Consider the following 13986-nt stretch of genomic DNA (forward strand, 5'->3'; position numbering starts at 1 on the left):
GAGGTGCACGGCACAGTTCGGGCATTGCGCCTGACATGGCAGGCCAGCAGAACGTACACCTGCGCTCTCATGGTGCTCAATATCCTGGGCGCCCTTGTCCCGGTCCTGACCACGTGGCTCACGAAACTCGTGCTGGATCTCATCGCCCGCAACGGCGGCGTCGACCGCGATGCTGTCGTCCGTCTCGCCCTGGCCCTCGCGAGCGTCGGGATCGTCGGCGGCCTGCTGCCGCACACGACGCAGTACGTCAACAAGGAGGTGGAGCGTCGGGTGGGCCTACTGGCCCAGCAACAGCTCTACGAAGCCACCGGCCGATTCATCGGAATGGGACGGTTCGAGGATCCTCTCTTCCTCGACCGGCTGAGGCTCGCGCAGCAGCACGGCGGGACGACTCCGGGGGTGGTGGTCTCGGCGGTACTCTCCGTCATCAGGGCTGTCGTGATGGCGCTCGGCTTCCTCGGCTCTCTGGCTCTGCTTGCCTGGTGGTTGCCCGTGGTCGTCTCCGTCTCCGTGGCTCCCGTACTGGGCGTCGAGCTCTGGCTGGCCAAGCGCCGGGCCGATACGCACTGGAGGCTGGGACCCACGGAACGGCGGGAGTTCTTCTACCGGGAACTGCTCACCAACCTGCAGGCCGCGAAGGAGATCCGGCTCTTCGACATCGGCGGACACCTGCGCGGGCGTATGACCTCCGAGCGCCTCAAGGGCAACGCGGAACGGGCGCGCCTCGACCGGCGTGAGCTCGTGGCCCAGTCGCTGGCAGGACTCGTCACAGCCGGATGTTCCGGGCTGGCCGTCCTATGGGCTGTGGTCACAGCCTCCAACGGGCACATCACCCTAGGCGACGTATCACTGCTGATCGGCTCAGTGGTCGGCGTACAGTCGGCGGGCGCGGGCATGATGCGCGACATCGCCCGCTCGCATCATCAGCTCTTGATGTTCCAGCACTTCCTCGCCGTGGTCGACAGCGGCCCCGACCTTCCGGTCCCCCAAATCCCCGCCTCTGTGGCCCCGTTGACGCACGGAATCGAATTCCATGACGTCTGGTTTCGCTACTCCGAGGAACATCCGTGGGCACTCCGTGGGGTCAGCTTCACTGTGGACCGGGGCCAGGTGCTGGGACTGGTCGGACGCAATGGCGCCGGCAAGAGCACCGTCATCAAACTTCTGTGCCGGATGTACGACGCCGAGCGCGGGACGATTCTCTGGGACGGCGTCGACATCCGACAACTGGACCCCTCCCAGTTGCGCCACCGCATCGGCGCCGTCTTCCAGGACTTCATGAAGTACGACCTGAGCGTCTCGGAGAACATCGCGTTGGGGGATCTGGCCAGGGCATCCGCGAAGCGCATCACCGAGGCGGCGATCGAGGCAGGCGCGCACGACTTCGTCACCGAACTGCCGTCAGGATACGAGACGTTGCTGTCACGCATATTCTTTCAGGGCGACGATGCACACGCCACACGAGGGGTCACGCTGTCGGGCGGTCAGTGGCAGCGCCTCGCCATCGCCCGGGCGTACCTTCGCAGCGACCGCGATCTGCTGATCCTCGACGAACCGAGCTCGGGTCTCGACGCCGAGGCCGAGGCCGAGATCCACCGCCAGCTGACCCGGTACCGGCAGGGACGCACCAGCGTGCTGATATCTCACCGCCTGGGGTCGCTGCGCGACGCGGACCTGCTGCTGGTGATGGACGGCGGTCAGGTGATCGAACGCGGCAACCACGATCAACTCGTCGCACACGGTGGGCGATACGCCGCGATGTTCGAAGCTCAGGCCCGGGGCTACCGGGACGAACCCGCGGAGGTGCCGTGATGCTCGCACTGCGGACGTTCGTCGGACTGCTCACGGTGATCGCCGTGGCCGCTCTGTGCCTGCTGCGCTGGATACGCCGCAACATCACGATTGTGCGGGTGCTGGGCCCCAGCATGAGCCCGACCTACCGCGACGGGGAGAAGGTGATCACTCGCCGCGTGCGTACGTCGAAACTGCGCACGGGAGACGTCGCCGTACTGAACACGGTCACGGGCCACCGGGTGTCGCCCGGGGCCGCCGCCACTCACCTCCCTGTCATCAAGCGGGTGGCTGCCCTTCCGGGTGACATGGTTCCGGAGGACATCCGCTTCGCAGCATGGGGTACCCGTCAAGTGCCCCGAACCGTGCCGGCCGGACTGCTGCTCGTGTTGGGAGACAACAGGGAAAGCAGCATCGACTCCCGCTCGTACGGATTTCTGTCACTCAATGCGGTCGAGGGCAAGGTCATGCGAAAGTTGAGGGAGGAGCGCCGATAGAACTCCCTTGTCACCCGGTCGTGCGGCAGACCCCTTCGCGACCGGGTGACCTCCAGGTCCCGGTTGAGGAGGGCGAGAGCCCGGTCCCACATGGGGTACTCGCCTGGAAGATGGTGCCCTTGTTCTTGCCGTGCCGGATCAGCGACCGCATCACGCTGATGGTGTGGTGCCGCTTCGAGCCCTCCAACTGGTCGCGGACGGCCAGGATGTCGGTGCGTGTGGCCTCGCGCAGGGGTTCGAGTCAGCCTGACCAGTCCACCAGCACCGGGCGGATCTCGGTCAGGTACCTCATGGCGGTGAACGCTGCCTCGCCGGCTGCGCCCGGTCGGTCCGGGTCAACCGGTTTTGGTCCATGGAAGATTCAACGGAGGCGAGTCGGGTCCGGCGGTCGCGGTGGGAGACATGCCACCCGGACCAGGTCGCGGTGGGCATCCGTCAACGACGCACGGGGCGTCGAGGAGACAGCCGTCGCACCCGCCGGCCGGGAGAGGGTGACGCTCGCCGTGGGCGTGGAGGCGCTGTCGATGATCACTCAAGTCTGGCGGATATATTCCGTAGCTCGATATATTCTTGATGCATGACCAGACGGAAGCCGCCTTTGACGGAATCTCAGTACTTCATCCTTGCTGCGCTCATGGACGGACCGTTGCACGGTTACGGCATCATCAAGGCTGCCGAGCAGGCCACCGACGGTCGGCTCCGGATCGCTGTCGCCACGCTCTACGGCGCACTGGAGCGGATGGAGGGGGCCGGGCTGGTGGCCGCCGGCCATGAGGAGATCGTGGACGGGCGGGCGCGGCGCTACTACCGGCTCACCGAGGACGGCACCGAGGCTCTCGGCCGGGAAGCGCTGCGGATGCAGCAGGCGGCGGCCGTCGTCATCGGACGCGCGCGGGACGCCGGAGCGGCCCCGGCATGAATCGCCTGCTGCTTGCTGCCTATCCCACGTCCTACCGTTCCCGGCAGGGCAAGGAGTTGCTGGCCTGCCTGGCCGAGGCATATCCCGGCCGTTCCTGGCCCCCGCCGCGGGAAGTTGCCGCCTTGGTGTGCGCCGGGGTGCAGGCCCGCGCCCGTGCCACCGTTGACGACACCACTCGGCCGTGGTGGCTGGACGGCATCCATCTGGCCGCCCTGGCCCTCGCCGCGCTGGCGCTGGTTCCGTACTTGCAGGATGTATGGCACTGGGCACTGCACATCGACCCCGGACAGCACGCCATCGCCTTCCACTTCTCCGGCTGGTACCCGTGGGCCAAAGGACCCACACGGATACGGCTGCTGCCCTACGGGCTGCTCCCGCTGGGCTGCCTGATCGCTCTACTACGTGGCAGGGCATGGGTCGCGCTGCCGGCCGCGGCAGCCATGATCTGGGCCGGCGCTACGTCCCACGGCCGCACCCTCTTCGGCAGCGAGGGCAAGGCGGGCTTGAGCTACTACGGGTTGGGCGCCCCGCTGACGGCCCGAGACCTGGCGCTCTCGGGGGCACTGTGCGCCGCGTGCGCCGCGCTGGCCCTCTGCCGTCCCAGTCGTCTGCGACGCCGCTCGTTCCGTTGGCTGGCCCCTGTCCTGCTCGCCATGTTCGTGGCCGGTGGCCTGCACATCATCTCTGTCAGTCCGGCTTTCCAGCGCGGCTTGTTCGCCCTCGAGGTCGCCGCGCTGCTCGGCGCGTGGGTGGCGACGGCAGCCACCGGCGACCACCGGTGGCTGATCCCCGTCTCGGCGGTTGCGATCGTCCGCACGCAGGCGATCGTCGTCCGGCCGGACGCGTTCATGCAGTCCCTTCCGGACGTGGTCGTTCTCCTCCTGCTGATCGCGCCCCTCCCCGCCCTGGCGATCACCGCCCAGCGCCGACAGGGGCAGGAACTCCCCGAATAGGAGCGGACCCCTGGTGGGCGGCCGAGCCCTGCCGCCGATGGAATTGAGCGCCAAGCCCACCGTCATGGTGGGCCTGGCCGTCATCGTGGTCCTCACCCTGGTGCGGCGGTGCTGGTGGCCGGGGTGCGCGGCGCTCGGCGTCGTCATTCTCACGACCGGAGGCAAGGAGGTGCTCAAATCGACCCTGCCCCGCCCCGATCTGGTGGGCGCGCCCGAGAATCTCCTTGGTCAGGGTTTTCCCAGCGGGCACACCGCCATCCCCGCTGCGCTGACTCTCGCCGCCGTCCTCGTGGTGTCCCCCCGCACCCGCCCGTACGTCGCCATGGCCGGTGTGCTTTGGCTCTCCTGCATCGCCGCCGCCAGCGCGACCATGGGCGGCCACCGGCCCAGCGAAGTGCTGGGGGCCACACTGCTGGCCTGTGTCTGTTACGGCCTCGCAACCTGGCTACTGCCGCCGACCGCCGCGCCGGCCGCCACGCGGAGCACCCGTGCGCTGCCCGTCATCACCCTGACGGTGGCATTGGCCATTGCCCTCGTTTCCGGCGCACGCAACGACACCCTCACCAGGTCACTGGTCTCCGCGGCGACGCCAGACCAGGGCCGCACATATGAAGGCGTACGCCGCAGTCGGGCGGCCCGCACACACCGCACGCCACACACCTCCCGCACTGGGCTGACCATGTGGCCGGCTCCGGGCGGGAACCGGCGCATCCCGGCAAAGCGGCGATCCGATGCCACCGCCCAGTCGTAGCGACCGTCGACGCCCGAGCGGGGATACGCTCCCGCCCGGGCGTGTCCTCCGATAGGCCGGTCACCAGGTCTGCGATGCCCCCAGCGCACACAGTGACTGCAACGACGCTTGGGGTCGACCCGGCCGACGTGCCCGGCGTCCTGCGGGCCGTCCTGGCACCATTCTGAGGCCGGAGCCCTTGCCCGCCCGGGGACCGACCACATCACCGGGAGACCCGCGACGAGCGATGCGTCCGTTGCATTCGAGGGCGAAACGTGCCGGGTGAGCGGCTTGACGCAGAGTGGGTCCAATCCTGGCGGGAACAGGCCGATGCGGCGCTGTCGAAGCTGATGCAGTCGTTTCTCCCGACGCGCGGATTCCCACCCGCCACAACGCCGTGATGCTCGCAACCGACGACAGCCACCAAGCGACGAGCGCGCTCGTGGACCTGACGCCGATCCCCCAGCTCTGATCACCGGTCAAAGCGCAGACCGCTCGGTCCGCCGCCGGGTGGCTTCATTTCTGGTGAACATCCGCAGCACTCAAGATCGCCAACTGTTGCCCGAACTGCTGACCAATCGCTGCTACTTCACGTGAAGGAAGCCAATCGCCCCATGACAGCCGCACGGCTAGAGAAACCGCCCCACGACAGTGACTACGCACTTCCTCAACGCCCGACCATCGAAATCACCCAGCTCTGATGTGCCGTCACTGACACCCACCACCGACACCCACCTGGCCCATCGCACCTTCGCGTCATGTGCGGTCGCCCAGGTGGGCGGGACCGCGATCGGTACTGAGACGCCGGAGAGGGGCGCGGCGTTCGGCCCGTGGTCCGGAGTTCTCCACTCCTTCCCCGCTCTCACCCCTTCCGTCGCGTTCCCAAGGTCGTGCGGGGGTTGCGGCTCTTGAGCCTCGTCCCCTTCCGTGGGTCGCGGGCAGCCGGGGTCAGGCGCCAGTATCCGTACGGGTTGTGGAAGAAGTCGTCGTCCTCGAACCGTTCGCACTCCACACGGTTCATGATCCAGCGCGTGGCGTCCTGCGCGATGCGGAAGCCCTCGCCGTTCTGGACGCCGTGGTCCGGCTGCTCGGTCAGCAGGTAGTACGACGCGATCTCCATGGTGGTCACCCACTCCCACAGCAGCTCCGGCTCGGGCACCGCGGTGCTTCCGGGGGCCAGCTCCACGTCGGCCTCGCCCAGCAGGTGCATGCCACAGCTGTAGTAGACCTCCCCGTCGTGGATCACGGGCACGACCCACGCCCGGACGAGGGTGCCGACCAGGTCGTCCGCGGTCTCGGCGGCGGCCGCCTCGCTCGCCAGGGCCAGCCACCGCTCCCGGCCGCAGGCCACCCCGCTGGACTCGTTCTTCACCGCGGTTGCTCCGTTGGCCAGCAGGGCAGCGGTGACGGCCAGCGCCCGGCGGGACACGTCGAGGCCGGTGGCCTGGGAGACCGGCGGTGACAGGACATAGGCGACCGAGTCGTGTGCGTCCACCGCGGCCCAGTCGTCGTCGCCGAACTCGTCGACGCCGGTGGCCCGGCGGGACGCCACCGCAACGTCGAACGCCTCACGCATCCGGGGTCAGGCTCCCGCTGGAACTCCTCGAGCGTGAAGTCCCCCGCACCCGCCTCCTCGACCGCCCGGCTGATGACCTCGGGATCCAGGCCCACGCCGACCGCGCACAGCACGTGCCTCGGCGTCACACCGGACGCCGGGACCACGATGCGCGTGCCATCGATGACGTGTCCTTGCCACAACTTGCTCATCCACCCAGCATCGCAGATGTGCGTACGCGTCCAGCGCGCTGAGGTGAGACGTCGCATCCGTGAACGGGAGTCTCGGATCGCGGGCCCTGCTCGGCATGAGAGCAGAGCCTGGCGGTGTGCGGGGAAAATCCAGGGGAGCGGACGGCCGCGCGCTGCTACGGTCGAGCGCCATGAGCTGGCTTCCCGATGACTTCGTCCACCCCTCCCTGGTACCGCTGCCAGGCGGTGGTCATCACCTGCGGCCGATCCGGGAGGCGGACACCCCGCTCGACTATCCGGCTGTGATGGGTTCGCGCCAGCGGCTGTGGACCATCTTCGGCCCGGCCTGGGGCTGGCCCGCGGCCACCATGACCTACGAGGCCGACCAGGCCGACCTTTTGCGGCACGAGAAGGAGATCGCCGCGCACCAGTCCTTCAACTACGCGCTGTTCGACGCGGCGGAGACAGTTCTGCTCGGCTGTGTCTACATCGACCCGCCGGAGAGAGTCGGCGCGGACGGCGAGATCTCCTGGTGGGTGGTGGACGAGCTGGTGGGCGGCAAGGTCGAGCAGGCCCTCGACGCGCTGGTGCCGCAGTGGATCGCCGCCGACTGGCCGTTCGAGCAGCCACGCTTCCTCGGCCGTGAGATCTCCTGGTCGGACTGGCTCGCCCTGCCGCAGCATCCCGACACGTAAGCGGTAGGTGCCCCTACCGATCCCGAAGGCTGTCGGTCGATCGGGGGACTGCGGCGGTTTCCGCGCGTGGGCCGCGCGAGCGGCAGGCGAGGCGGGCGGCAGGCGAGGCGGGCGGTGCGGCACCCTTCGGACAGGCGTGCTGTTCCGACGTCGTAGGCGTCCGACCGGTGGGTTGGGGAAGGCTGCTGAGGGTCCGTCATGGGCCCGGACTTATGCACAATGCAGGCCTCAGAGGCGGGCCCGTCCCGCTCTTGAGTGAGAACGGGGTCTGCGAACGAATTCAGGTCCGGCGCGGTACCGGCGACCCGTGATTGATATTGCTCGCGCAAAGGAACGTTTGTGACAGTTACCAGTCTTCGAAGTCGGCTGTGCAGATGACTGGAGTCGGATGCACTGAGCACGGCCTCCACTCGCGGGCCGCCGGCCCCGGCCCGCTGCTCAGTCGGGCGCGACCCCTTGTCAGGGTCATGGCCCTCTTCTACAGTCCCGGATACGGAGACTGTGGGAGCGCTCCCACAGTCTGGTGCTCCAGCGCTCACTCCGAGAGGGGTCCCGCGCGAACGTCACGGCGCCCCGTCACGAAGAAGGCGGATCCCCCCATGCAGCTTCTTTCGATCCACCGCTCGCCCGCCCGAAAGCGCATTGCTGTGTTGCTGGCAGCGCTTTGCTGTGCCGCGTTACCCGTCGTGGCCGCGGCCGCCCAGCCGCCCGTGGCGAGCGCCGCCGCCACTGAGGTCTTGGGCAACGCGACCCACTTCGACGGGCTCGGGAGCCCCTACGGCGGCTGTGGTCTGCCGCAGCGCGAACTGGACAGCCAGGACTTCGTGGCGCTCAACGTGTTCAACACACCCGGCGACTACTCGGGCTCCTACCCGCGCCCGGTGCCGGACTCAAGAGAACCGATCAAGGGTGCCTTCGACAACGGCCGCAACTGCGGCCGCTGGGTCAAGGTCACCATCGGGGACTACTGCTCCGGCACCAACGACGGCGCCCCTGGCCAGCCCTTCTGCCGCAACGGCTCCTGGGTGGCCGACAAGTACAACGGGGCCACCCTGACCATGCTCGTCGCGGACAGCTGTGCCGATTCCAACGCCTGGTGCCGGGACGACCCGAACCACCTCGACCTGGCGACCGATTCCCTCAACCGCTTCCGGATCGGCGGCACCCCCGTGGGGGCGATGTACCCGGACCGCTGGAACAACCGTCATGTCTCCTGGAGCTTCGTCACGGCCCCGGACTACAGCGGCGACATCCGTATCGGCTTTCTCAGGGGAGCCCAGCGGTACTGGCCCGCCATCGCCGTCTCCCATTTGCCCAACGGCGTCCACGGCATCCAGTACCTGGCGAACGGCACCTGGACCGACGCCACCATGAACAGCGACATGGGGCAGTCCTATGTCATCGGCGCGACGGCCTCCGGCGGAAGCGACTTCACCGTACGGATCCGCGACGCCGCCGACGCTTGGCTGGGCGGCGGCCGTACGTACTCCTTCTCGCTGCCGTCGGGCTGCGCGGGAGGCTGCTCGCAGGACTACACCGCCGTCCCCTACACCACTGACACCTCTGGAGGGACACCGCCTCCCACTCCCGCGCCGAGCCCCTCCGGCGACACCGCCTGCACGGCGCAGTGGAAGCTGACCGGCTCATGGCAGGGCGGGTACCAGACCGACGTCACGGTCACCAACAGGGGGTCCCGGCCGGTCACCAGCTGGTCGGTGCACCACACCATGCCGGGCGGTGTGACCGTGGCGAACCGCTGGAACGCGGTGGTGGATCCGTCCCGCCCCGCCACCACCGTGCACAACGCCTCCTACAACGGCTCCCTGGCGCCGGGCGCGTCGACGACCTGGGGAATGACGCTCAACGGCGACGACCGAGACCTTGGCACACTCCTCTGCACCGCGTCCTGACTCCCGTCGAGAGAGTGATCACGGCCATGAATTCATTACGCGTGCCCCGCCACCGGCTGCCTCTGTGGGCATTGGTTCTGACCGTGGTGGCGGTTGCCCTTCCCGTCATCGCGACGTCGCGCGCACAGGGCGCGGCGACGGGCTGCACGGTCACGTACACCACCAACGAGTGGTCCGGCGGCTTCACCGCCCAGATCCGCGTCACGAATCTCGGCGCCGCCCTGAACGGCTGGCGGCTGGAGTGGGCCTACGGCGGCGACCAGCAGGTCACGTCCGCCTGGAACGCGCAGGTCACCCAGTCGGGCAGCGCGGTGACCGCCGTGAACGCCGCGCACAATGCCGTGCTCGGCGCCGGCGGGTCCGTGGACTTCGGCCTCCAGGGCACCTGGCGCACCGCCGACCCCGCCCCCACCGGCTTTGCCCTCAACGGCGCTCCGTGCGGCGGAACCGCGACTCCCACGCCGACGCCGACGGCGACATCCACGGCGCCGGCCGAATGCGCCGGGGCCGGGGCGACGATCTGCTCCGACTTCGAGGACCAAGCCGGCACCGTGCCCTCGGGCGCCTGGCAGACCACGGCACCCGACTGCCAGGGAACGGGGAAGGTCAGCGTCGACACGTCCGTCGCCTACAGCGGCACCAGGTCGCTGCGCGTCGACGGCGGCGCCGGCTACTGCAACCACGTCTTCGCAGCCTCCACCCGCGATCTGTCCTCCGTCGGGCCCGTGGTGTACGTGCGGATGCGGGTCCGGCACACCACCGCCCTGCCCATCAACCACGTCACCTTCGTGTCCATGCCGGACGCCTCACAGGGCAGCAAGGCGCTGCGCGTCGGCGGGCAGAACGGCGCGTTGCAGTGGAACCGCGAGAGCGACGACGCGACGCTGCCGGAACAGAGCCCGGCGGGTCTCGCGCTCAGCACCCCGCTGGCGACCGGTCGGTGGCTGTGCCTGCGGTACCAGATCGACACCACCGCCCAGTCCATGCGCACCTGGGTCGACGACCAGGAGATCGCCGGACTGCGCGTGGACGGGGTGCCGACCCAGAACGTCGACGGGCAGTGGCTCGCCCGCAGGACCCCTCCCCGCCCCACCGGCCTGCGCCTGGGCTGGGAGAGCTACAGCACCGGGGACGACACTCTCTGGTTCGACGACGTGGCCCTGGGCTCCTCACCGATCGGCTGCTGACGCCCGCATGGAATGTGCCGGGACGACCGGATCTGAACGCGCGACAGTTGTCGATTCCTTGATCCGTACGGCGCGCAGCACCCGCCTGGTGGACCGGTCAGCTGCAGGCCCACGGCCTGGGCCCTGGCTCACCCGTCCGTCGATCAGATGGGTATCAAGCTCATCGATCCCATACGCAACAAGGAGATCAGGTGAAACGTCGTCACACCTTGATAGCCACCGGCGCCGCCGGTGCACTGATCCTGGGTGGCCTTGTCATCGCCACCCTGCCCGCATCGGCAGCCGTCACCGGCTGCTCGGTCGCGTACAAGGTGCAGAGCGAATGGCCGGGAGGGTTCACCGCGGACCTGGCCATCACCAATCTCGGCTCCCCCGTGCGAGGGTGGACCGCGACGTTCGACTTCCCGAACTCCGACCAGAAGGTCACCAACGGCTGGAGTGCCACCTGGGCACAGTCCGGAACCCACGTGTCCGCCACCAACCTCGACTGGAACGGGACGCTGGACACGAGCGGGTCGGCGTCCATCGGGTTCAACGGTGCGTGGAAGGGCGCCAATCCGCAACCCGCATCGGTTGCGCTCAACGGCGTGACCTGTACCGGCTCGGTGACATCCCCGACCCCCAGCCCCACCACCACTGCGACCGGCGGTCCCAGCGGTCCGGCGCCGGAGCTGAAGGTTTCCGGCAACAGGATCGTCACCGCGAGCGGCAAGCCGTACCGACTGCTGGGCGTGGACCGCTCCAGCGGTGAATACGCTTGTGTTCAGGGCAAGGGACTGTGGGACGGCGGCCCGGTCGACCAGGCTTCCGTCGACGCGATGAAGACCTGGAACATCCACGCGGTGCGTGTGCCGTTGAACGAGGAATGCTGGCTCGGCCTCAACGGCTCGCCCAAGGGGGCCGCTTACCAGCAGGGCGTCAAAGATTACGTCAACCTGCTGGTCGCCAATGGCATCACCCCGATCCTCGACCTGCACTGGACGCGGGGCGCCTATACCAACGGGCCGGACTGGCACTGCAAGGACGCCACCGCGACCTGCCAGAAACCCATGCCGGACGCGCAGTACGCCCCCCAGTTCTGGACCGGTGTCGCCAACACCTTCAAGGGCAATGACGCCGTCGTCCTCGATCTGTTCAACGAGCCGTACCCGGAGATCGCCGCCGGCTGGGACAAGACCGTCGGCTGGCAGTGCTGGCGCGACGGCGGCACCTGCACGGGCCTCCCGTACGAGACGGCGGGCATGCAGGACCTGGTCGACGCGGTCCGGGCCACCGGCGCGACCAACGTCCTCATGCTGGGTGGACTTGAGTGGGCCAACGACATGCGCGAGTGGCTGACGCACATGCCGAACGACCCGCTGAACAACATCGCCGCGTCATGGCATTCGTACAGCTTCAACGCCTGTGCGACAGTGTCCTGCTGGGACAGCCAAGTCGCGCCGCTCGCCCAGCACGTGCCGGTCGTCATCGGTGAGTTCGGCCAGGACAACTGCGGCTTCGACTACATGCAGCAGTTGGTGGACTGGGCCGACGCGCACAACATGAGTTATCTCGCATGGACCTGGAACCCCTGGGGCTGCAGCAATGGTGGTGTGCTCATCAAGGACTGGGCGGGCACCCCGGAGCCCGGCGTCGGAGAGGGTCTGAAGGCCCACCTGATCAGCCAAGACCCCTACTCGACCCCATAACCGAGTGCCCAGGTTCTCGCCCGGGTCGTCGACGGCGCACCGGCCGGTGCGGAGATCGTGCTTGGTCGGTGTCTGCCTGCGCCCCGACACGGTCGACCCCCGGGGTGGTGGTCGGCAGGGAGCTGGACATGTACGGGCCGTTCGGCGGCAGCCCGGGTGAGTACCGCCAGACGCTCATGGTCGGGCCCGTGGTCGCCCCACCACGGCAGTCCGGCCCGGCCGTGTGCCGCCCCCTGGCAATGAGCCGTTTTCAACTTGGAGGCCGGGTTGGAGATCGGCTCGTGTAGCCTCCGGCGCATGTCTTCCGCGCTGGACCACGCGATGATCGACAAGATTGCGGCCGAGATCGACGATTAGCTGATCGGGATGCGCCGCGACATCCACCGGCATCCCGATCTTGCCGGTGAGGAGCGGCGCACATCAGCACTGGTCGCCGAGCGGCTTCGCGCCGCGGGTCTGGCCGTGGTGACCGACGTGGGCGGCCATGGTGTGGGTCACCTCTGCTTTGCCCGCTGGATGGGCGGCAGAGCCCAAGTTATGGACAGGGTTTGCGGCTGTTGTCCGCACTGCCGGACTGGATGTTCTTGCAGAGTTACGCGGCGCGGATCGCGGCGACGTACCCGCTCGAGCCGGCACCAAGGACGATGACGTCGTAGTGCGCGCTCATGAGTGCCCCTTTCCAGGGGGTTCGATGGTTGGCTCGTGGAGCGAGTGGTCATGCCGCGCGGTGGTGGGGTGCCAGAGTGGCGTGGATCTGGTCGCGGATGTCGGCGAGGAAGGCTTCATCGCTGCGGTGCAGGTAAACGGTGGCGGTGGCGGTGGCGGTGATGTGGATGATCGCGGTGATCACCCGCGCCAGCGTCGCCGCGTCGGCGGCATGGATGTACTCGTTGCGGGTGAGCAGGCCGGTGATGCCGTCCTCGAGGCGGCCGGCAAGGGCTAGACCCGCTTGCCGGTAGAGCTCGGCCGGGTCACCGAAGACGAGTTCGTGCAGGTATGTGCGGCCGTTCTCGGTGTGCTCCCTCAGGCACGCCACCACGGGACGGAGGAGAGCGACGACCGGCTCCAGTACGCCCTGCCCGACGGCGGCGTTCGCGGCGGCGAGGCCGACGTCGATGGCGGCGGCGAACTTCTCGTTCTGCACCATGATCAGCAACTCGGCCTTCGTGGACGCGTACAGGTAAAGAGTGCCGATCGCGACGTCGGCCCGGTGGGCGATCTGCTGTGTCGTGACCCCGTTGACGCCGTGTTCGGCGAACAGTTCACGGGCCGCGGTCATGATGCGCTCGCGCTTGGCCTGTTGGGCCCGCTCGCGGCGCCCGATCGGCATGTGGCCGCGTCCCATGGGACCTCCCTTGACAATAATTCTGAGTAGACTCATACCGTCGGCCGGCTTCCAGGCACCGACCGCAGCCGGTTCCGGCTTGCGTTGAAACGCGCCGTCACCCCTCACCCGGCGGGCCTACGGGCTGCCGGCGGAGAATACGAAGCGGCCCCTCCCCTACAGCTGCAAGACGCTACTGGCGGTACCGGGGCGGGTGACGTCGGCTTTCCGCGCCCGTGGCCGTGAAGGCCGACGGTGTGTTCGGGGGTCCGGTCACACCGTCGGCCGCACCACCGGTCACCGCGAGCGAGATCCGCCCAGCATCGCGTGCAGCGCGCTCAGCAGTGCCGTCAGAACATGCCGCGCAGCGGTGCGGCGACATGGGCGGGCGCTCCACACCGCGGGCAGCACCACGCCGACGTACAAGAGCAGGAACATCACCATCCCTGCCGCCCCGGCTCGTCCGAGCATCTCGATGACGCCGTTCAGGATCGAGCGCCACATTCCCGTCGCCATGCTTCCCCCTGGATGTCTAGGTGGGTCGTT

Annotated in this window: 12 protein-coding genes; 9 read left to right on the forward strand and 3 right to left on the reverse strand. The window is 68.5% G+C overall.

Annotated elements, in window-relative coordinates; genetic code table 11:
* Nucleotides 1-3 precede the first annotated feature (3 nt).
* From OHS82_RS01130 to OHS82_RS01150, 5 genes are all read left to right on the forward strand, one after another.
* Entirely contained in the window at nt 4-1812 is a 1809-nt protein-coding gene (locus OHS82_RS01130; RefSeq protein WP_328433023.1) for an ABC transporter ATP-binding protein, read from the forward strand.
* Nucleotides 1812-2288, forward strand: a complete 477-nt coding sequence (locus tag OHS82_RS01135) for a S26 family signal peptidase (protein WP_328433024.1) — start codon at nt 1812-1814, stop codon at nt 2286-2288. The genes OHS82_RS01130 and OHS82_RS01135 overlap by 1 nt, the downstream gene beginning before the upstream one ends.
* A gap of 577 nt (nt 2289-2865) precedes the next feature.
* Entirely contained in the window at nt 2866-3207 is a 342-nt protein-coding gene (locus tag OHS82_RS01140) for a PadR family transcriptional regulator (protein ID WP_057582360.1), read from the forward strand.
* Nucleotides 3204-4160, forward strand: coding sequence for a hypothetical protein (locus tag OHS82_RS01145; RefSeq protein ID WP_328433025.1), 957 nt, complete (start codon nt 3204-3206; stop codon nt 4158-4160). Before OHS82_RS01140 ends, OHS82_RS01145 begins: the two co-directional genes overlap by 4 nt.
* A 13-nt stretch (nt 4161-4173) precedes the next feature.
* Complete coding sequence (locus OHS82_RS01150) at nt 4174-4911, forward strand: phosphatase PAP2 family protein (RefSeq protein WP_443061762.1); 738 nt, start codon at nt 4174-4176, stop codon at nt 4909-4911.
* An 841-nt stretch (nt 4912-5752) separates the two neighbouring features.
* Here the strand turns inward: OHS82_RS01150 and OHS82_RS01155 are convergent.
* Entirely contained in the window at nt 5753-6466 is a 714-nt protein-coding gene (locus tag OHS82_RS01155; RefSeq protein WP_328433026.1) for a hypothetical protein, read from the reverse strand.
* A gap of 361 nt (nt 6467-6827) precedes the next feature.
* Here OHS82_RS01155 and OHS82_RS01160 point away from each other — a divergent pair, with 361 nt between their 5' ends.
* From OHS82_RS01160 to OHS82_RS01175, 4 genes are all read left to right on the forward strand, one after another.
* Nucleotides 6828-7331 (forward strand): N-acetyltransferase, encoded by a 504-nt coding sequence (locus tag OHS82_RS01160; protein ID WP_328433027.1) that lies wholly within the window; start codon nt 6828-6830, stop codon nt 7329-7331.
* Nucleotides 7332-8068: 737 nt separating this feature from the next.
* Nucleotides 8069-9241 (forward strand): cellulose binding domain-containing protein, encoded by a 1173-nt coding sequence (locus OHS82_RS01165; protein ID WP_328433028.1) that lies wholly within the window; start codon nt 8069-8071, stop codon nt 9239-9241.
* A 26-nt stretch (nt 9242-9267) separates the two neighbouring features.
* Nucleotides 9268-10428 (forward strand): cellulose-binding domain-containing protein, encoded by a 1161-nt coding sequence (locus OHS82_RS01170; RefSeq protein ID WP_328433029.1) that lies wholly within the window; start codon nt 9268-9270, stop codon nt 10426-10428.
* 191 nt (nt 10429-10619) lie between these two features.
* Nucleotides 10620-12116, forward strand: coding sequence for a cellulase family glycosylhydrolase (locus tag OHS82_RS01175; protein ID WP_107105109.1), 1497 nt, complete (start codon nt 10620-10622; stop codon nt 12114-12116).
* A 715-nt stretch (nt 12117-12831) separates the two neighbouring features.
* On the opposite strand, the gene OHS82_RS01185 is transcribed toward OHS82_RS01175, so the two are convergent.
* Both OHS82_RS01185 and OHS82_RS01190 read right to left on the reverse strand, forming a co-directional pair.
* Nucleotides 12832-13461 carry a TetR/AcrR family transcriptional regulator gene (locus OHS82_RS01185; protein WP_328433030.1) on the reverse strand — a complete coding sequence of 210 codons (630 nt, stop codon included), beginning with the start codon at nt 13459-13461 and terminating at the stop codon, nt 12832-12834.
* A 276-nt stretch (nt 13462-13737) separates the two neighbouring features.
* Nucleotides 13738-13956: a hypothetical protein gene (locus OHS82_RS01190; protein ID WP_157876285.1), complete on the reverse strand. Its 219-nt coding sequence runs from the start codon at nt 13954-13956 to the stop codon at nt 13738-13740.
* Between the last annotated feature and the right edge of the window lie 30 nt (nt 13957-13986).

The organism is Streptomyces sp. NBC_00425, assembly GCF_036030735.1.
GTDB lineage: Bacteria > Actinomycetota > Actinomycetes > Streptomycetales > Streptomycetaceae > Streptomyces.

Coding starts and splice junctions, on each gene's coding strand:
- OHS82_RS01190 (WP_157876285.1), bottom strand. CDS start 13,956: ATGGCGACGGGAATGTGGCGCTCGATCCTGAACGGCGTCATCGAGATG.
- OHS82_RS01135 (WP_328433024.1), top strand. CDS start 1,812: ATGCTCGCACTGCGGACGTTCGTCGGACTGCTCACGGTGATCGCCGTG.
- OHS82_RS01170 (WP_328433029.1), top strand. CDS start 9,268: ATGAATTCATTACGCGTGCCCCGCCACCGGCTGCCTCTGTGGGCATTG.
- OHS82_RS01160 (WP_328433027.1), top strand. CDS start 6,828: ATGAGCTGGCTTCCCGATGACTTCGTCCACCCCTCCCTGGTACCGCTG.
- OHS82_RS01185 (WP_328433030.1), bottom strand. CDS start 13,461: ATGGGACGCGGCCACATGCCGATCGGGCGCCGCGAGCGGGCCCAACAG.
- OHS82_RS01145 (WP_328433025.1), top strand. CDS start 3,204: ATGAATCGCCTGCTGCTTGCTGCCTATCCCACGTCCTACCGTTCCCGG.
- OHS82_RS01155 (WP_328433026.1), bottom strand. CDS start 6,466: ATGCGTGAGGCGTTCGACGTTGCGGTGGCGTCCCGCCGGGCCACCGGC.
- OHS82_RS01140 (WP_057582360.1), top strand. CDS start 2,866: ATGACCAGACGGAAGCCGCCTTTGACGGAATCTCAGTACTTCATCCTT.